Origin of the sequence: Phenylobacterium sp. (genome assembly GCF_031412415.1) — a bacterium.
Classification (GTDB): Bacteria; Pseudomonadota; Alphaproteobacteria; order Caulobacterales; family Caulobacteraceae; genus Phenylobacterium.
The window spans coordinates 1-16,175 of record NZ_JANOCX010000104.1 but is presented as its reverse complement, the minus strand read 5'-3'; the positions used below and the strand labels follow the sequence as shown (position 1 = coordinate 16,175).

12 protein-coding genes and 1 pseudogene are annotated in these 16,175 nt (G+C 69.9%); 8 read left to right on the top strand and 5 right to left on the bottom strand.

Going from position 1 to position 16,175, the window contains the following annotated elements:
- Positions 1 to 374: pseudogene (locus tag RMO04_RS05480) on the bottom strand (alanine racemase); the annotation flags it as partial.
- Between the two features lie 139 nt (positions 375 to 513).
- Between RMO04_RS05480 and RMO04_RS05475 the strand changes: the two are divergent.
- Positions 514 to 1,893: an L-serine ammonia-lyase gene (locus RMO04_RS05475; protein WP_309643782.1), complete on the top strand. Its 1,380-nt coding sequence runs from the start codon at positions 514 to 516 to the stop codon at positions 1,891 to 1,893.
- A gap of 2 nt (positions 1,894 to 1,895) precedes the next feature.
- Here RMO04_RS05475 and RMO04_RS05470 read toward each other — a convergent pair whose 3' ends face one another.
- Positions 1,896 to 2,534 (bottom strand): TetR/AcrR family transcriptional regulator, encoded by a 639-nt coding sequence (locus RMO04_RS05470; RefSeq protein WP_309643781.1) that lies wholly within the window; start codon positions 2,532 to 2,534, stop codon positions 1,896 to 1,898.
- A 148-nt stretch (positions 2,535 to 2,682) separates the two neighbouring features.
- On the opposite strand from RMO04_RS05470, the gene RMO04_RS05465 reads away from it, so the two are divergent.
- From RMO04_RS05465 to RMO04_RS05450, 4 genes are read left to right on the top strand one after another with little or no spacing between them, the layout of a single operon-like run.
- Positions 2,683 to 3,723, top strand: a complete 1,041-nt coding sequence (locus RMO04_RS05465) for an efflux RND transporter periplasmic adaptor subunit (RefSeq protein WP_309643780.1) — start codon at positions 2,683 to 2,685, stop codon at positions 3,721 to 3,723.
- Entirely contained in the window at positions 3,720 to 6,812 is a 3,093-nt protein-coding gene (locus tag RMO04_RS05460) for an efflux RND transporter permease subunit (RefSeq protein ID WP_309643779.1), read from the top strand. Before RMO04_RS05465 ends, RMO04_RS05460 begins: the two co-directional genes overlap by 4 nt.
- Positions 6,809 to 7,975: an MFS transporter gene (locus tag RMO04_RS05455; protein WP_309643778.1), complete on the top strand. Its 1,167-nt coding sequence runs from the start codon at positions 6,809 to 6,811 to the stop codon at positions 7,973 to 7,975. Before RMO04_RS05460 ends, RMO04_RS05455 begins: the two co-directional genes overlap by 4 nt.
- A gap of 35 nt (positions 7,976 to 8,010) precedes the next feature.
- Positions 8,011 to 9,039: a serine hydrolase gene (locus RMO04_RS05450; protein ID WP_309643777.1), complete on the top strand. Its 1,029-nt coding sequence runs from the start codon at positions 8,011 to 8,013 to the stop codon at positions 9,037 to 9,039.
- Here RMO04_RS05450 and RMO04_RS05445 read toward each other — a convergent pair.
- Positions 9,036 to 10,781 carry a hypothetical protein gene (locus RMO04_RS05445; RefSeq protein ID WP_309643776.1) on the bottom strand — a complete coding sequence of 582 codons (1,746 nt, stop codon included), beginning with the start codon at positions 10,779 to 10,781 and terminating at the stop codon, positions 9,036 to 9,038. The genes RMO04_RS05450 and RMO04_RS05445 overlap by 4 nt on opposite strands.
- Positions 10,782 to 10,920: 139 nt before the next feature.
- Between RMO04_RS05445 and RMO04_RS05440 the strand changes: the two genes are divergently transcribed.
- A complete protein-coding gene (locus RMO04_RS05440; protein ID WP_309643775.1) occupies positions 10,921 to 11,385 on the top strand; it encodes a 2Fe-2S iron-sulfur cluster-binding protein in 465 nt (154 codons plus the stop codon).
- Positions 11,382 to 13,622, top strand: coding sequence for a molybdopterin cofactor-binding domain-containing protein (locus RMO04_RS05435; RefSeq protein WP_309643774.1), 2,241 nt, complete (start codon positions 11,382 to 11,384; stop codon positions 13,620 to 13,622). The genes RMO04_RS05440 and RMO04_RS05435 overlap by 4 nt, the downstream gene beginning before the upstream one ends.
- A 42-nt stretch (positions 13,623 to 13,664) precedes the next feature.
- Here the strand turns inward: RMO04_RS05435 and RMO04_RS05430 are convergent, their stop codons facing one another.
- The gene (locus tag RMO04_RS05430) at positions 13,665 to 14,648 is read right to left on the bottom strand and encodes a WYL domain-containing protein (protein ID WP_309643773.1); all 984 of its coding nucleotides are present in this window, start codon (positions 14,646 to 14,648) and stop codon (positions 13,665 to 13,667) included.
- A gap of 80 nt (positions 14,649 to 14,728) precedes the next feature.
- Here RMO04_RS05430 and RMO04_RS05425 point away from each other — a divergent pair, with 80 nt between their 5' ends.
- Complete coding sequence (locus RMO04_RS05425; protein WP_309643772.1) at positions 14,729 to 15,130, top strand: hypothetical protein; 402 nt, start codon at positions 14,729 to 14,731, stop codon at positions 15,128 to 15,130.
- Positions 15,131 to 15,166: 36 nt separating this feature from the next.
- On the opposite strand, the gene RMO04_RS05420 is transcribed toward RMO04_RS05425, so the two are convergent.
- Positions 15,167 to 16,117, bottom strand: coding sequence for a nitronate monooxygenase (locus tag RMO04_RS05420; RefSeq protein WP_309643771.1), 951 nt, complete (start codon positions 16,115 to 16,117; stop codon positions 15,167 to 15,169).
- Positions 16,118 to 16,175: the final 58 nt, after the last annotated feature.

The following is a 16,175-nucleotide window of genomic DNA, read 5'->3' as shown; positions in this document are numbered from 1 at the left end:
GACAGCCGGTCGATCTGACCCACGTCGTCGGCGACGACGGCGATCGCGACCCCGGCCTTGGCGATGGCCGCGATCCGCGCCGCCGCCCAGGGCGCGGGCGGGGAGGTGATCAGCAGGTCGGCGATCCCGGCGGCGGCGTAGACCTCGGCCTCGCCCACCGTCTGGCAACAGAGGCCGACGGCGCCCAGCTCAACCTGCCGGCGGCCCAGCGTCGAGCACTTGTGCATCTTGCCGTGCGCCCGAAGCTGGACGCCCGCGGCGTCGCACAGGGCCTGCATGGCCGCCAGGTTCCGCTCCAAGGCCGCGCGGCGCACCACCAGGGCCGGTGTCATCGGCGGGCGGAATTCGACGGGCGGGCCCAGTCGGTCGGTCATGGGGCGGAAGTCCTGGAATCTGTGGCGGGGGCAATGGCCATTGGGGCGCGAAAAGGCCACCCCGATCAAGTCTTCCCAAGATGTGGTTTTTCCTGCCCCGACTTGGCGGGGTTCGCGCAATCACGTACCACCATGGCCCATGACCACCAGCGCGTTCGACCTCTTCAAGCTGGGCGTGGGGCCTTCCAGCTCCCACACCATGGGACCGATGACCGCCGGCGCGCGGTTCGTGGAGCGGCTTTCCGGCCAGGACCTGCTCTCCGCCGTCACGCGGGTCGAGGTCACGCTCTATGCCTCCTTGGCGCTGACCGGCAAAGGCCACGCCACCGACCGCGCGGTGATCCTGGGCCTGGCCGGCTTTCGGCCCGCCACCATCGACCCCGACGCGGCCGACGCGGCCTTGGAGGCGATCCGCGCCCATGCCAGCGTGAAGTTGGGCGAGGCCGGTCCTGACGTGGCGTTCGACGAGGTCCGCGACATCGTCTGGGCCGGCCGCACCCGCCTGCCCCAGCACCCAAACGCCGTGGCGTTCCGCGCCTTCGCCGCCGATGGCGTGGCGCTGCTCGAACGGACCTATTTCTCGGTCGGCGGCGGCTTCGTGCTGGATGAGGACGAGATCGCCGCCAACGGCCCGCCGGTTCGCGCCATTCCCGTGCCTTACCCGTTCGGCTCCGGCGCCGAACTGCTGGACCAGGCGCAGCGCGCCGGCCTCACCATCGCTGAGCTGATGTTCGCCAACGAGACGGCGACACGCGCGGCCGACCAGGTCAACGAGGGCCTCGACGCCATCGTCACCGCCATGGAGGCCTGCATCGAGCGCGGCATGCGCCAGGAGGGCTGCCTGCCCGGCGGGCTGAAGGTTCGCCGTCGCGCCGGCCAGATTCGCAATGACCTGATGGCCAAGGTGGAGCGCAACATCTCCGATCCCCTGGCAGCGCTGGACTGGGTCAATCTCTGGGCGCTGGCGGTCAACGAGGAGAACGCCTCGGGCGGCCGCGTGGTCACCGCGCCCACCAACGGCGCGGCGGGCCTGCTGCCGGCGGTGCTGCGCTACTACGACCGCTTCTATCGCGGCTCGGTCGAGGGGCGTCGGACCTTCCTGCTCACCGCCGCGGCCATCGGCGCGCTCTACAAGCAGAACGCCTCGATCTCCGGCGCGGAGGTCGGCTGCCAGGGCGAGGTGGGCGTGGCCTGCTCCATGGCCGCCGCGGGCCTCACCGCCGCCCTGGGTGGGACCAACTCTCAGATCGAGAACGCCGCCGAGATCGGCATGGAGCACAATCTGGGCCTTACCTGCGATCCCATCGGCGGCCTGGTCCAGATCCCCTGCATCGAGCGCAACGCCATGGGTGCGGTGAAGGCCATCGACGCCTCCCGCCTGGCCCTGCTGGGCGACGGCCAGCACACCGTGTCCCTCGACAAGGTCATCGCCACCATGAAGCGGACCGGCCAGGACATGAGCGAGATTTACAAGGAGACCTCCCTGGGCGGGTTGGCTGTGAACCTTGTCGAATGCTGAGCCTATACGGCCTTCAGCACCCCGCGCACGATCACCCAGAGATGGGCGTTGATCAGGGCCTCGCGCTCCACCCAGGGGAAGCCCGGCTTGGCGATCATCAGCGAGACCAGGCCGTGCATGCCAGACCACACGCTCTGGGTCAGGGTCTCGGGGTCCACGTCCACCGTCAGGCCGCGCGCATGCATCTCGGTCATCTCCCGCCGCAGGACGCCATAGGTCGAGGCGGTCGACGGTGACAGCGTCGGGTCGTTCTCGCGCCACCAGGTCCGCAACGCCGCGCCCTCGGACATGAAGGCGATGCGGTACATGTCGGGGTTCTGAAGCCCGAAATCCACGTAGATCCTCAGCATCGCCACGAAGCCCTCGGGCGTGTCGCTGCGGCGGTCGGCTCCGGAGGCCAATCCCTGAGCCAGCAAGGCGAAAGCCCGGCTGTGCAGCTCCATCCCGATGTCGGCCTTGGTCGGGAAATAGGCGTAGAGGGTCGGCTGAGAGATCCCGACGGCCTGGGCGATCTGGCGCGTCGACACGGCGTGGACGCCGAGCTGGGTGAACAGCCGCAGGGCCGCGGCGAGGATCTCCTCGCGCCGCTCCACCCCCTGGCCCTTGGCCTTCCGGGGTGATCGTTCCTGGCCCTTGTTCATTCGTGCATTCCTGTCATGCGGCCTTACGGCTTGACAATGCATCATCACCTATCGCTGATTACCTATCATTGATCGACGATTGGAGACACCGGTGCGTATTGGGCGTTTTCAGAGACCACGCCTGGCTCGCGTCGGCGCGGCGGCGGCCATGAGCCTGGTCGCCGCCGCGGCCTGCGGGCGGCAGGAGCCGCCCAAGGACGCCATCCCGCCGCCGGCCGTCGAGACGGTCGCCGTCCGCATGCCGCAGGCCGAGGGATCGCTAACCGCCACCGGCCTGCTGGAGCGGCGTCGCGAGATGACCCTGTCGTTCCGCATTCCCGGCGTCCTCACCCAACTCGCCGTCGACGACGGCGACAGCGTGCGCGCCGGCCAGGTCCTGGCCGCCATCGATCCCTCCGGCGTCGCCGCCGCCGAGGCCCGCGCGGGGGTCGACGTCGAACGCGCCCGCCGCGACCTGGCCCGCGACCAGGCCCTGTTCGATCGCGGCTTCGTCAGCGCCCAGCGCCTGGACGACCGGAAGAGCGCGTTGAAATCGGCCCAGGCCGGCGCCGGCGCCGCGGCCTTCGACCGGCGCTGGGCGCGGCTGGTCTCCCCAGCCTCCGGCGTCGTGCTGCAGCGTCTGGCCCAGGCCGGCGAGGTGGTCCAGCCCGGCCAGGCCGTGCTGCGGATCGCCGATGAATCCAGTCCGCTCACCCTGCGCGCGCCCTTGGCCGATCGCGACGTGTCCCGCGTCCGACCAGGCCAGTCGGCCAGCGTGCGCATCGACGGCCTCCCCGCTGTCGTACCCGGGCGAGTCACCCGGGTGGGTGAGCGGTCTGGCGCCCAGACCGGCGCCGTGGACGTGGAGATCGAGATCCTGGGCGGGACAGGCCTGCGCAGCGGCCAGGTCGCCACCGCCCGGATCGCGGTTCCCGCTCCGAACGGCCCGGCCCTGGCCCGCGTGCCGGCCGAGGCGATCCTGGAAGCCAAGGGCCGGCAGGCTTTCGTCCTGGTGGCCGATCGCGGCGTGGCTCGGCGGCGGGCCGTGACGTTCGGCGGCTTCTCCGGCGACGACGCCCTGGTGGACGGCCTGGCCGCCGGATCGCGGGTCATCACCGCCGGCGCCGGCTTCGTCGGCGACGGCGACAAGATCACCGTGGTCGATCCCAGCCGTATCGAGACCAGCCTCCCGGGCGGCGCGGGCCGATGAAGTTCGACATCGCCGCCTTTTCCGTCCGCAATTGGCAGTTCACCCTCGTGGCGTTCGGCCTGCTGGTCATGCTGGGCGTCAACGCCCTGCTGACCACGCCACGGTCCGAGGACCCTCACTTCCCGATCCCGATCGTCACGGTCCGCGCGGTCCTGCCCGGCGCGGAACCCGCCGAGATGGAGCAGCTGGTCGCCGACCCGCTGGAGGACGTGCTGGACGGGCTGGACGACGTCAACGACATCTCCTCCACCAGCCTGGACGGCGCGGCCGTGGTGGTGGTCGAGTTCGACTGGAGCGTGAACCCCGAGCGCAAGTACGACGAGGTCGTGCGCGAGGTGAACGCCCTGCGCCCCAACCTGCCCCAGGGCCTGTCGCGGCTGGAAGTGCGCCGCGCTCGAACAACGGAAGTGGCCATCGTCCAGGTGGCGCTGGTCAGCGAGCACATGCCGATGCGCCGCCTGGAGAAGCTGGCCGACACCCTGCGCGAACGGCTGGACCGGGCGCCCGGCGTGCGTGAGGCCCGCTATTGGGGAACGGCGCCGTCCGAAGTGCGGGTCGCGCTGGACCTGGGCCGGCTGGCGGCCCTGCAGCTTCCGGCCACCGCCGTCGCCGACGCCCTGCGCGCGGCGGGCGCCGAGACCCCGATCGGCGCCGCCCATGCCGGCGACCGGCGGTTCAACATCAAGACCGGAGGCGCCTTCCGCGACCTGGAAGTCGTGGCGAACACGCCGGTTCGCAGCCAGGACGGCCAGGTCGTTCGGGTGCGCGACGTCGCCACCGTTAGCTGGGAACAGCAGGAGGCGAGCCATCTGGCGCGCTTCAACGGCGCCCGCGCGGTCTTCGTCACGGTCGCCCAGAAGGACGGCGCCGACGTCGCCACCGTGACCAAGGGCGTCCAGGCCGCGCTCGCGGAGTTCAAGAAAACCCTGCCCGCCGGCGTCCGCCTGGAGGAGGGCTTCGTCCAGGCCGACAACGTGCAGCACCGGCTGTCGGGCCTGTTCCGCGACTTCGGCCTGGCCCTGGCCATCGTCATGATCACCCTGCTGCCGCTGGGCTTCCGGGCGGCGGGTGTCGTCATGTTGTCAATTCCGCTGTCGCTGCTGATCGGCCTGGCGATGCTGCAGGCCCTGGGCTTCACGGTGAACCAGCTGGCCATCGCCGGCTTCGTGCTGAGCCTGGGCCTGCTGGTCGACGACTCCATCGTCGTCACCGAGAACATCGCCCGCCACCTGCGGGCCGGCGGTGGCCGGGTCGACGCGGCCATCGCCGGCACGCGCCAGATCACGCTGGCGGTCATCGGCTGCACCGCCACGCTGATGTTCGCCTTTCTGCCGCTGCTGGCCCTGCCTGGCGGGTCCGGGGGCTACATCCGCTCCCTGCCGGTCACCGTGCTCTGCACCGTGGGAGCCTCCCTGGTGGTGGCGCTCACCATCATTCCGTTCCTGGCCAGCCGCATGCTGTCGCGCCACGAGGACCCGGAGGGGAACGCCATCCTGCGCGGCGTCAACGGCGTCATCCACCGGTTCTACACGCCGGTTCTGCACCGCGCCCTGGCCCGACCGTGGGCGGCCTTCGCCATCATCGCGGCGATCTGCGCGACCACCGTCCCACTGCTGGGCCTGATCGGCTCCAGCCTGTTCCCGCCCGCCGACACACCGCAGTTCCTGGTCCGCATCGAGACCGCCGATGGCACGGCGCTGGCCAAGACCGATGCGGCCCTGCGCTTCGTCGAACGCCGCCTGAAGGCCGAGCCCAAGGTCGTCTGGATGGCCGCCAACCTCGGCCGGGGCAATCCGCAGATCTTCTACAATCAGCAGCAGCGGGAGACCCAGACCAACTATGCCGAGGTGTTCGCCGCGCTGAAATCCTGGGAGCCGGGCGAGAGCCCCCGCGTCCTGGACCGCCTTCGCACCGATCTCTCCCGCTATCCGGGCGCCCGGATCAGCCTGGTCACCTTCGAGAACGGGCCGCCCATCGAGGCGCCCGTCGCCGTGCGCATCACCGGCGAGAACCTGGATGTGCTGAAGGCCCTGGCCGCCCGGGCCGAACGCGCCCTGAAGGCGACGCCCGGAACGCGGGACGTCGAGAATCCCTTGAGGATCGACCGCACGGACCTCGACCTCGGCGTCGACGACGCCAAGGCCGCGGCTTTGGGGGCTCAGGCCGGCGCCGTACGCCGGGTCGCGCGTCTGGCGCTTTCCGGTGAGGAGACCGCCCGTTTCCGCGATCCGGACGGCGACGACTATCCGGTGCGCGTGCGACTTCCCATGGCGGGCCGCAATGAGATCGCCTCGCTCGCCGACCTCTATGTCCCGACCCAGGCCGGACAGTCGGCGCCGCTCTCGGCCCTGGCGCAGCCCAGCTTCCGATCCAGCCCGGCCCGCATAACCCGCTACGACCGGGAGCGCACGGTGACCGTCACCTCCCAGATCCGAACCGGGTACCTGACCTCCAAGGTGACCACCGAGGCTCAAGCTCGCCTAGCCCGGGACCTGGCCCTGCCCCCAGGCTACCACCTTTCCCTGGGCGGTCAGGCCGAGGCGCAGTCGGAGAGCTTCGCCGGCCTTGGCGCGGCGATCCTGGTGGCGATCTTCGGGATCCTCGCGGTGCTGGTGCTAGAGTTCGGCAAGTTCCGCACGGCCCTGGTGGTGGCTGGGGTCATCCCCCTGGGCCTTTTCGGCGCGGTGGCCGCCTTGGCGATAACCGGCAACTCGTTGTCATTCACCGCCACCATCGGTTTGATCGCGCTCATCGGCATCGAGATCAAGAACTCGATCCTGCTGGTCGACTTCACCGAACAGCTCCGCAAGGGCGGGATGGGCCTGCGCGAGGCGATCGAGAAGGCGGGCGAGGTGCGCTTCCTGCCGGTGCTCCTGACTTCGGTGACCGCCATCGGCGGCCTGCTGCCCTTGGCCCTGGAGGGTTCGGGGCTCTATTCGCCGCTGGCCATCGCCATCATCGGCGGGCTGATCACCTCGACCTTCCTGTCGCGAGTGGCGACCCCGGTCACCTATCTGCTTCTCTCACGCGGCGAAGAGAAGAACTTGGTCGACGTCGGGGAGATTGGGGTTGAAGCTCAGGCCGCATGAACCCACGTGTATTTGTTTTGGCCCTTTCAACATTCTCCTTCGGATCCAGCGCCTTCATATTCGCGGGCCACCTGGAGACCATGGCGGCCGACCTCGGCGTCACGGTCGGCGCTGTCGGCCAGCTCCAGACCGTCTACGTCCTGACCTCGGCCCTGGCCGGACCGCCGCTGGCCATGCTGCTGGGACGGCGCGAGCGCAAGTCGATCCTGCTGCTGGCGCTCGCCGCCTCCATCGCCTTCAGCCTGCTGTGCTTCCTCGCGCGCGACTACGGCCAGCTCATGGGCGTCCGCGCCGTGCTGGGCGGTCTCGCGGCCCTGGCGGGTCCGGGCGCCGCGACCATGGCCGCCAGCTTGGTGCCGCCCGAAAAACGCGGATCGGCCATGGCCGTCGTCACCGGCGGCATGACTCTCGCCTTCCTGCTGGGCATTCCCATGGGCAGCGTCGTGGGCGCGGCGTTCGGCTGGCGCTCCACCTTCCTGCTGTCGGCGTTCCTGTCGCTGATCGCCTTCGCCGCCGTCGCTCTGTTCACGCCCAAGGTGGTGCCACCCGCGCCGATCAAGGGCGGCAGGCTCGACATCGCCACGGCCCTGCCGTTGTGGGGAACGACCTTCCTGGCCTTCGGCGCCAACATGACCATCTCGACCTATCTGGCGCCGATCATCCGGTTGCAGACCGGCGTCACCGGGGCGGGGGTGGGCGCCTTCCAGCTGATGATCGGGGTCGGCAGCTTCCTGGGCCTCTGGCTTGGCGGCCGTAGCGCCGATCGGGGCAAGGGCGGACTTTCCGTCGGCTTGGCCTTCCTGGCCCTGGCGATCGGCGCCGGGCTCCACACCCTCGAGCTCGCGGGCGGCGCGCCGCCTGGCGTGGCCACCAACATCGTGGTCTGCGCGGCCATCATGATCGCGGCGACCTCGCTGTTCTCCGTCATGCCGGTGGTCCAGAGCCGGCTGGTCGAGACCCTGCCGACCGCCGCGGCCCTCGCGCTCGCGCTCAACGGTTCAGCGGCCTCGTTCGGTCAGGCTTTGGGCGGCGCCAACGGCGGCTTCATGCTCACCCATTTCGGCGGGCCTGCGCTGACCACATCGGCCATGGCGCTGGCGGTCGTCGGCGCGACCTTCTGGTTCCTCACCGCCGGACGCGTGCGTAAGCCGGTCCCCGCCTAGATGACAAGCCGCGAGCTTCGGGTCAGTCTAGCGGCATGAGCCTCATGCCCCTGCCCGCCCAGCCCGCCGATGTTCCTTGGCCCACCCAGGCCTGGCCGACCGGCGACCTGCCGCCCGGCCTCGACCGCGCGCGTTTTGACAACCTGCTGTCGCAAGCCTTCGACACCGATGACATGGGCGAAACCCACGCCCTCGCCATCGTCCAGGGCGGAAAACTGGTCTTCGAGCGGTACGGCCCGCGCCACGGCCCCGACCACACCTATCCCTCATGGTCCAAGGCCAAGAGCATCACCCAGGCTCTCATCGGCGTGCTGGTGGGCGAGGGTCGGCTCGACATCCATGCGCCCGCCGATGTTCCCGAATGGCGCGAGCCGGGCGATCCGCGCGCCGCCATCACCCTCGATCAGCTCTTGCGGATGTCCAGCGGCCTGCGGTTCGTCGAGGACTACGTGCCCGAGCATCCCTCCGACGTGATCGAGATGCTCCAGCGCAGCGGCCGGCCCGACATGGCCCATTTCGCCGCGTCCATGCCCTTGGAACATGCCCCCGGGACCTTCTGGTCCTACGCCAGCGGCACCACCAACATCGTCTCGCGCATCGCCGCCCGCGCGATCGGCGCGACCGGCGAAGACTTCCACGCCTTCATGCGCCGCGCCCTGTTCGAGCCTTTGGGCATGACCCGTCCGGTCCCCAAGTTCGACGGCGTCGGCACCTTCATCGGCTCGTCCTACTGCTTCGCCACGGCCCGCGACTTCGCCCGCTTCGGCCTGCTCTATCTGCGCGGCGGCATGTGGGACGGCGCGCAACTTCTGCCCGAGGGGTGGGTCGACTACGCCCGCACGCCCACCTTCCAGCAGCCCGGCGCCGACGAGAACCGCTATGGCGCGCACTGGTGGCTCGATGTCGGCGGGCCGGGTTCGTTCTCGGCCAATGGCTACGACGGACAATACACCGTCCTGGCCCCCGACCTGGACCTGATCCTGGTTCGCCACGGCGCGACGCCTCTAGCCAAGAAGGACGTGTTGAAGGCCTGGGTCGGCCAGACCGTGGCGGCCTTCCGCTAGTCGGAGTCGCCGGCCAGCACGGTCTCGCGATGCTTCAAGGCCACCGCCGCTGGGAGGCCCGACCAACCCTGCAGCAGCGAGCCCCGCCCCCAGGGCGGCGCGAAGTATTCCACCGCCCCCAGCCAGCCCTCGCGCAGGCATTGCTCCCACCAGGCCACGAGCGGATAGCGCCAACCGGGCAGGCCCCTCCGCAACCGCTCCTCGGCATAGACCCCGTCCAGCCACGGCCAGTCCGAGCCATTGTGGTAGCGGAAGGCGAAGGCGGACTTGGACCGCGTGTCGGCCCGTTGCTTGAACGGCGGATAGGCGCACATCATCCCCCAGTCGCCGAAGGACTGGTCGGTGTTGTGGCGCGTCTCCAGCCGGGCGCGGACGGCCTCCAGGACCTCCAGCGCCCGGGCCCCGGTCACCGCGTCGTAGCGCAGCAGGGTGAGGCTATCTAGCGTCAGGTGGTCCTCCAGCGCCGGCTCCACCTCGGCCAGCCCCTCCGGCGCGTGATAGTCCGCGTACCAGCCGTCCGGCCGCCACAGCTGGGTCTCGATGGCCGTACGGGCCTCTGTCGCAAGCGCCCTGGCGGCGGCGGCGAGGAGCGGGTCGAGCTTGGCGCCCAGCTTGGAGATCACGTCCAGCACCCCGACCCACAGACCCAGGTCGTAGGCCACGAACCCCCCGCGATAGACGTTGTCGGCCCAATCGCGCTCATGGCGCGGCTTCACCGGCAGGCCCATTTCGCATAGATCGCGATAGCGCTCGAACACCGCCTTCACCAGCGGCCAGTGCCGCTCGGCCGGCTCCAGGTCGCCCGTCGCGCGCACATAGTCGCCGATGGCCAGGACGAAGAAGAGCGGGCTGTCGAAGTGGTCGCTCCACCAGTCGGTGGAGCGCGTGTGGATCCAGTCCATCCCGAACGCCGTGGTGCGCAGCTCCTCCCAGGCTCGCGCCTGCTCGGCCCCGGAGACGATCACCCCGGAAGGCGCCTCGCCGTCGGACTGCATGCCAGAAGCCAACATCTCGATTTCTTCGTGAACCACCGCCGGGGCCAGGCCGAGCAGCAGTTGCAGGGTCCAATAGCCGTCGCGGTAGTAGGTCCGGGCGGGCGCCGAATAGTGCAGCCCGGCCGCCAGGCCGTCGAACCGCCCGCGCTCGTCGCGACGCACGCTGGAGAGCCCGGCATGGGTTCCCTGTATGACCATGCTGCGCATCGTCGGGTCGGCTTCGGGCATGCGGTCGCAATGGGTCGCGTAGGCCGAGGCTTCGCCCACGATGGTTTCGACGGAAAAGTGTAGAGCCCGTTCGGCCTCGGCCAGGTCGGCGCCCCCTGCGATAAGCAGGTCCGCCCCGCGCTGTTCGATCAGCACGACGGCCCATTGCAGGTCGATCCGCCGCCGGGTCTTCTCGCGCCGGACGCGGGCCTTGGGATGGGTGCTGCGGTCCCAGTTGGCGCAGCGCTTGGCCGGCGTGAAACCGCGATAGATCGCGCCGCGGATCACTAGAACCGGCGCCTCCTGGGCCGCGAACACACCGCCCGCCGACGCCGTCAGACCGTTCGGAAAATAGACGAAAGGCCCCTCGATAGCTGAGAACCGCAGACGCCCGAGGTCGCCCTCGCCCCACAGGGCCAGGTCCGCCGAACCCTCCGGGTGAAACTCGGCCTGCAGGCGAGGCGCCATGATCGGCAGCAGGACCGCCTGGTCGCTCTCGACCAGCCCGTCTTCGCGGGCCTTCAGGATCGGTTGGCGCAAGGTATTGCTCCCGACGACGTCGCCCCGGTTTAGGCCTTTCCCGGGAACGCGGGAATAGGCCGTGAGGCTCCCGCGATGCATCTAGACAGGGGCCGGAAAAAGGGCGCAGCCTGGGTCCAAGCACCGGGGAGGCGCGATCATGTCGACGTTCCAACTGAATGGACGGACGGTCACAGTTCGAGACCCGGACGACGCCCCCCTGCTTTGGGTGATCCGCGACGACCTGGGGCTCAAGGGCACGAAGTTCGGCTGCGGCATCGGCGCCTGCGGGGCTTGCACGGTGCATGTGGACGGCCAGGCCGTGCGGTCCTGCGTCACCCCCGTCAGCGCCGTGGCCGGCGCCAAGGTCGTCACGATCGAGGGCCTGGACCCCAACGGCGCCCACCCGCTGCAGAACGCCTGGATCGCGGCCCAGGCGCCGCAATGCGGCTACTGCCAGTCGGGCCAGATCATGCAGGCCGCCTCGCTGCTGGCGACCACGCCGCACCCCACCGACGCCGAGATCGACGCGGCCATGAACGGCAATCTCTGCCGCTGCATGGCCTATGTGCGGATCAAGAAGGCCATCAAGCTGGCGTCCGCCAAGACGGGAGCGCGCGCATGAACAAGCCGTTCGCCCCCTCCCGCCGCGGCTTCATGATCGCCGCCACCGCCGCCGGCGCCATGTTCGGCTTCGTCGGCCCGGGGTCCGCCGCCGACACCGGCTTCGAGCCGACCATCTGGTATTCCATCGACCGCCAGGGGATCGTCACCGTCAACGTCATCCGCGCCGAGATGGGCCAACATGTCGGCACCGCCATCGCCCGCATCGTGGCCGACGAACTGGAGGCCGACTGGGACAAGGTCCGCATCGTCAGCGTCGATTCCGATCCCAAGTGGGGCCTGATGGTCACCGGCGGCTCCTGGTCCGTGTGGCAGAGCTATCCCCTCATGAGCCAGGCCGGCGCCGCCGGACGCATCGCCCTTATCGAGGCCGGTGCGAAGCTGCTGGGCGCCGACCCCAAGACCTGCGTCGCCCGCAAGAGCCTGGTCTCCGCCGGCGGCAAGTCCGTCTCGTACGGCGACATCATCGCTGCGGGCGGGCTGAAGGCCAGCTTCACCGAGGCCGAGCTGAAGGCCATGCCGATCAAGCCGCCCTCCGAGCGCCGGCTGATCGGCAAGGAGACCCAGGCCCGCGACATCCCCGACAAGACAAACGGCAAGGGCGTCTTCGGCCTCGACGCCGTGGTTCCCGGCATGGTCTACGCCCGGCCCAAGATCCCCCCGACCCGCAACGAGTCCAAGGTGGTCTCCGTCGACGACAGCGCCGCCAGGGCCGTGCCCGGCTACCAGCAAAGCCTGACCCTGAACGACCCCTCCGGCACGGTCCCGGGCTGGGTGGTCGTGGTGGCCGACAGCTTCGTGGCCGCCGACCGCGCCGCCGATCTGGTCAAGGTCACCTGGACCAGCGGCGACAGCGCCAAGGTCTCCGAGGCCGACCTCCAGGCCCACGCGGCCAAGCTGCTGGCCGATCCCAAGACCGGCGGCACGGTCCTCGATGACCCCGGCGTCGACGCCGCCTTCACCGCCGCCAAGTCGACCCTGTCGGCCACCTACACCACCGCCAGCGCCCTGCATTTCCAGATGGAACCGGTCAATGCCCTGGCCTTCGAGAAGGACGGCGTCTTCGAGATTCACGCCGGCAACCAGTGGCAGTCGCTGATCCTGCCGACCTTGGCCAAGGCCCTGGGACGAGCCGAGCAGAAGATCGTCATGCGCACCTACCTGCTGGGCGGCGGATTCGGACGGCGGCTGAACGGCGACTACGCGGTCCCCGCGGCCCTGGCCGCCCAGGCGCTGGGCAAGCCGGTCAAGCTGGTCTTCACCCGCGCCGACGACACCCTGTTCGATAGCTTCCGCTCCCCCAGCGTCCAGAACGTCCGCATGGCGTTCGGGGATGGCGGCGCCGTCACCGCCATGGAGCACAGCGCCTGCGCCGGCTGGCCAACCCAGGTCATGGCCCCGTTCTTCATGCCCAAGGGGCTGAACGGCGCCGCCTACGATCCCTTCGCCATCAGCGGCGCGAACCACTGGTACAGCGTCGGCGCTCATCGCGTTCGGGCGGTGTCCAACGACCTGGCCAATCGCGCCTTCCGCCCCGGGTGGCTGCGCTCGGTCGGACCTGGCTGGACCAACTGGGCGGTGGAAAGCTTCATGGATGAGGCCGCCCACGCCCGAAAGGCCGATCCCCTCGCCTTCCGGCTCAAGCTGCTGGACGGCGTCGGCCGCAACGCCGGCGCCGGGCCCTCCGCCGTGGGCGGCGCCAAACGCCAGGCCGCGGTCCTCGCCCGCGTCGCCAAGAGCGCCGGCTACGGCGGCAAGCTGCCGAAAGACACCGGGATCGGCCTGGCCACCACCTTCGGCCAGGAACGCGACATGCCCACCTGGATCGCTTGCGCCGCTCGCGTGCGGGTCGATCGCAAGACCGGCGAGGTCAAGGTCGAGAGCCTGCATCTGGCCGTCGACGCCGGGGCCATCGTCCATCCCGACGGCGCCCTGGCCCAGATGGAGGGCGCCGCGCTCTGGGGCATGAGTCTCGCCCTGTTCGAGGGCGCCACCTTCACCAACGGCCAGATCGCCGAGACCAATCTCGACAGCTACACGCCCCTGCGCATGGCCGACGTTCCTGACCTGCACATCGACTTCATCGAAAGCCCCGAACCGCCCGTGGGCCTGGGGGAGCCCGCCACCACAGTGGTCGGCCCCGCCATCGGCAACGCCATTTTCGCCGCCGTCGGCGCCCGGGTCCGCCACCTGCCCATCCGGCCCGACGCGGTGCTGGCGGCGCTGAAGACGGCCTGATCTCGAACCATCCTTCGTGGTCAGTTCCGACGGCGTCGCCGCCTACGCGACCCCGTGCGCGCGCACCGCCACGGCCAGCTCCTCGCGCATCATCACCTTCAGCCGCTCAGGCCCCAGGATCTCGACCTTGTCGCCCCAGGTGAACAGGTGCCAGGCCAGCTCGCGCATCCCGCCGGCGGTGAAGCGCACCATCACCCCACCGTCGGCCAGCGGCTCCAGGCTCTGGGTCGGGTGGAACCGCCAGCCCATGGCCTCCTCGGCCCCGTGCGGCAGCACGCGCAGCTCCACCGGCTCGACCTCGTCCTGATAGATGCCGAAGCTGCGGTTCATGAACGCCCGCAGCGAGAAGTCGGCGGGCCGCGACCCCGGTGCCTCGCTGACCGCGATCTCCCGCACCCGGTCCAGCCGCCAGGTGCGGGGCTCTGCCGAGTCGCCCTCGCCGCCGACCAGATAGTTCGACCGCCCGAACATCAGCCCGAACGGCGTCACCTCCCGCAAGCGCCCCGGCGACGACCCGCCGGCGTAGCGGAACCTAAGTCGTCTCAAGGACTTGATAGCTTCGCGCACCGCGCCGAGCACGATCTCGTCCTCGAATGGACGAGGCCCGGCATGGATAGCCATGGTCTCGGCTTCCAAGAGAGCCTCCAGGTCCGGCGCAAGCTTGCGGCGCGCGCCCGCACGGATCGCGGAGAGAACCTTTTGCTCCAGAGACAGCAACGCCCCGGCCCGGGTCTTGGACCCCGCCTGACGGTACTGCTCGGCCGCGGCGCGCAGCGCCGCGAACTCGTCGGCGGTGGGCGCCTGGAAGATGCCGTCCAGTCCCGAGGGTATCCGGAATCGCTTGGTAGGCGGATCGTCCACCTCCTCCATCTGTGGAAAGGCGTCGCGCACCGCGTCGCGCATCCGCTCGGCCGTGCGGCGGCCCACCCCCATCTGATCGGCCATCTCGTCGAGGGTCAGGCCCTCCGCCGACGAGGCCAGCATCCTCGCCAGTTCCAGCAGCCTCGCCGCCTTCTCATGCCGCATCGCCGGCTCCCGAAAACATACGTCCGTTTCTGACGCATCGGCATCCTATCAAGATCATGCCGAGACGAAAGGTGACTTCGATGACCAGCCGCAACGTGACCCGCTTCCGCCCCGCGCCCCGCCGTCAGGCCGAGCCGCTGTTCCTGTTCGACGCGCGCCGCCCGATCCAGGCGGCCAGCCCGGCCATGATCGAACAGGTCATCACCCATGCCGACGTCGCCGTCCGGCTCTCCGGCGGCCGCCTCAAGCTGCGGATCAGCGCGGCCATGATCGAACACCTGCAGGCCCAGGGCCGCCTCGACGACGGCGCCCATCGCCTGGCCGATCTCACGGTGGTCTGGGACGAGCAGGAGGGCCAGGTTCTCAACGTCCGCGACGACGCCCGCCTTCGCGACGCCGCCCAGCGCTGGTCGGCCCTGGACGCCCTCTGGGACGAGGAAAGCTACGAGCCGGAACACGCCATGCGCTCGGCGGCGGCTTAGCCCTCTTTTCCATCCCCATAAAGTGGAGGGAGAAGACTAGGCCCCCACCCGCCCGTACTTCCCGCTCATCTCCGCCATGATCGCCTCGAACTCTGCGACCGTCTCCTGGATCACCTGCGCCACCGGCTTGATCGCATCGATCCGCCCCGCGACCTGGCCCGACAGCGCGATCGACGCCTCCATGTCGCCGCCGAAATAGAGCGCCTGGGTGTTCCTGAACTCCGACATCACGCCGGCCTCGCCCGGATCGCGCTCCAGCCGCGAGGTCCGCTCGGTGCGCAGAGCCCGCAGGGCGGCTCCAGGTCCGAAGCGGTTGAGGAACACGGTATCGGTCTCCTTGGCCGCGACGATGGCGTCCTTCCAGTTCTGGTGAACCGGGCTCTCGGCGGCCGACACCATCCGGGTTCCCATCTGCACCCCCTCGGCGCCCAGCGCGAAGGCCGCGGCCATGGTGCGGCCGTCGACCATGCCGCCGGCGGCGATCACCGGCACGCCGACCTTCGAACAGACCAGCGGCAGGAGCACCATGCTGGACACATCGCGCGAATTCTTGAATCCGCCGCCCTCGGCGCCCTCCACCACCAGACCGTCGACCCCGGCGTCGATGGCCTTCAGCGCCGCGGCCAGCGACGGCACCACGTGGAAGACGGTCAGGCCCGCCTCCTTGAGCTGCGAACAATAGCGGTTGGGGTCGCCGGCCGAGGTGGTGACGAACTTCACCCCCTGGTCGACCACGAAGGAGACAATGTCGGCGTCGCGGACATAGGCCTGGGCGATGTTCACCCCGAACGGTTTGTCGGTCAGTTGGCGCATCATCTTGACCTCTTCGCGCACGGCGTCGAGTTCGCCCGACGAGGTCTCGATGATCCCCAGGCCGCCCGCGTTCGACACCGCCGAGGCCAGCTGCGAACGGGCGATCCAGCCCATCGGCGCCTGGAGGATCGGATACTGCACGCCCAATAGCTCGGTGATGCGGGTCTTGATCATGGCGGCGCTTCCTCAAACGGCTGTTTGAAAACATCTGCGCCGATCACCCCCCGCGCCG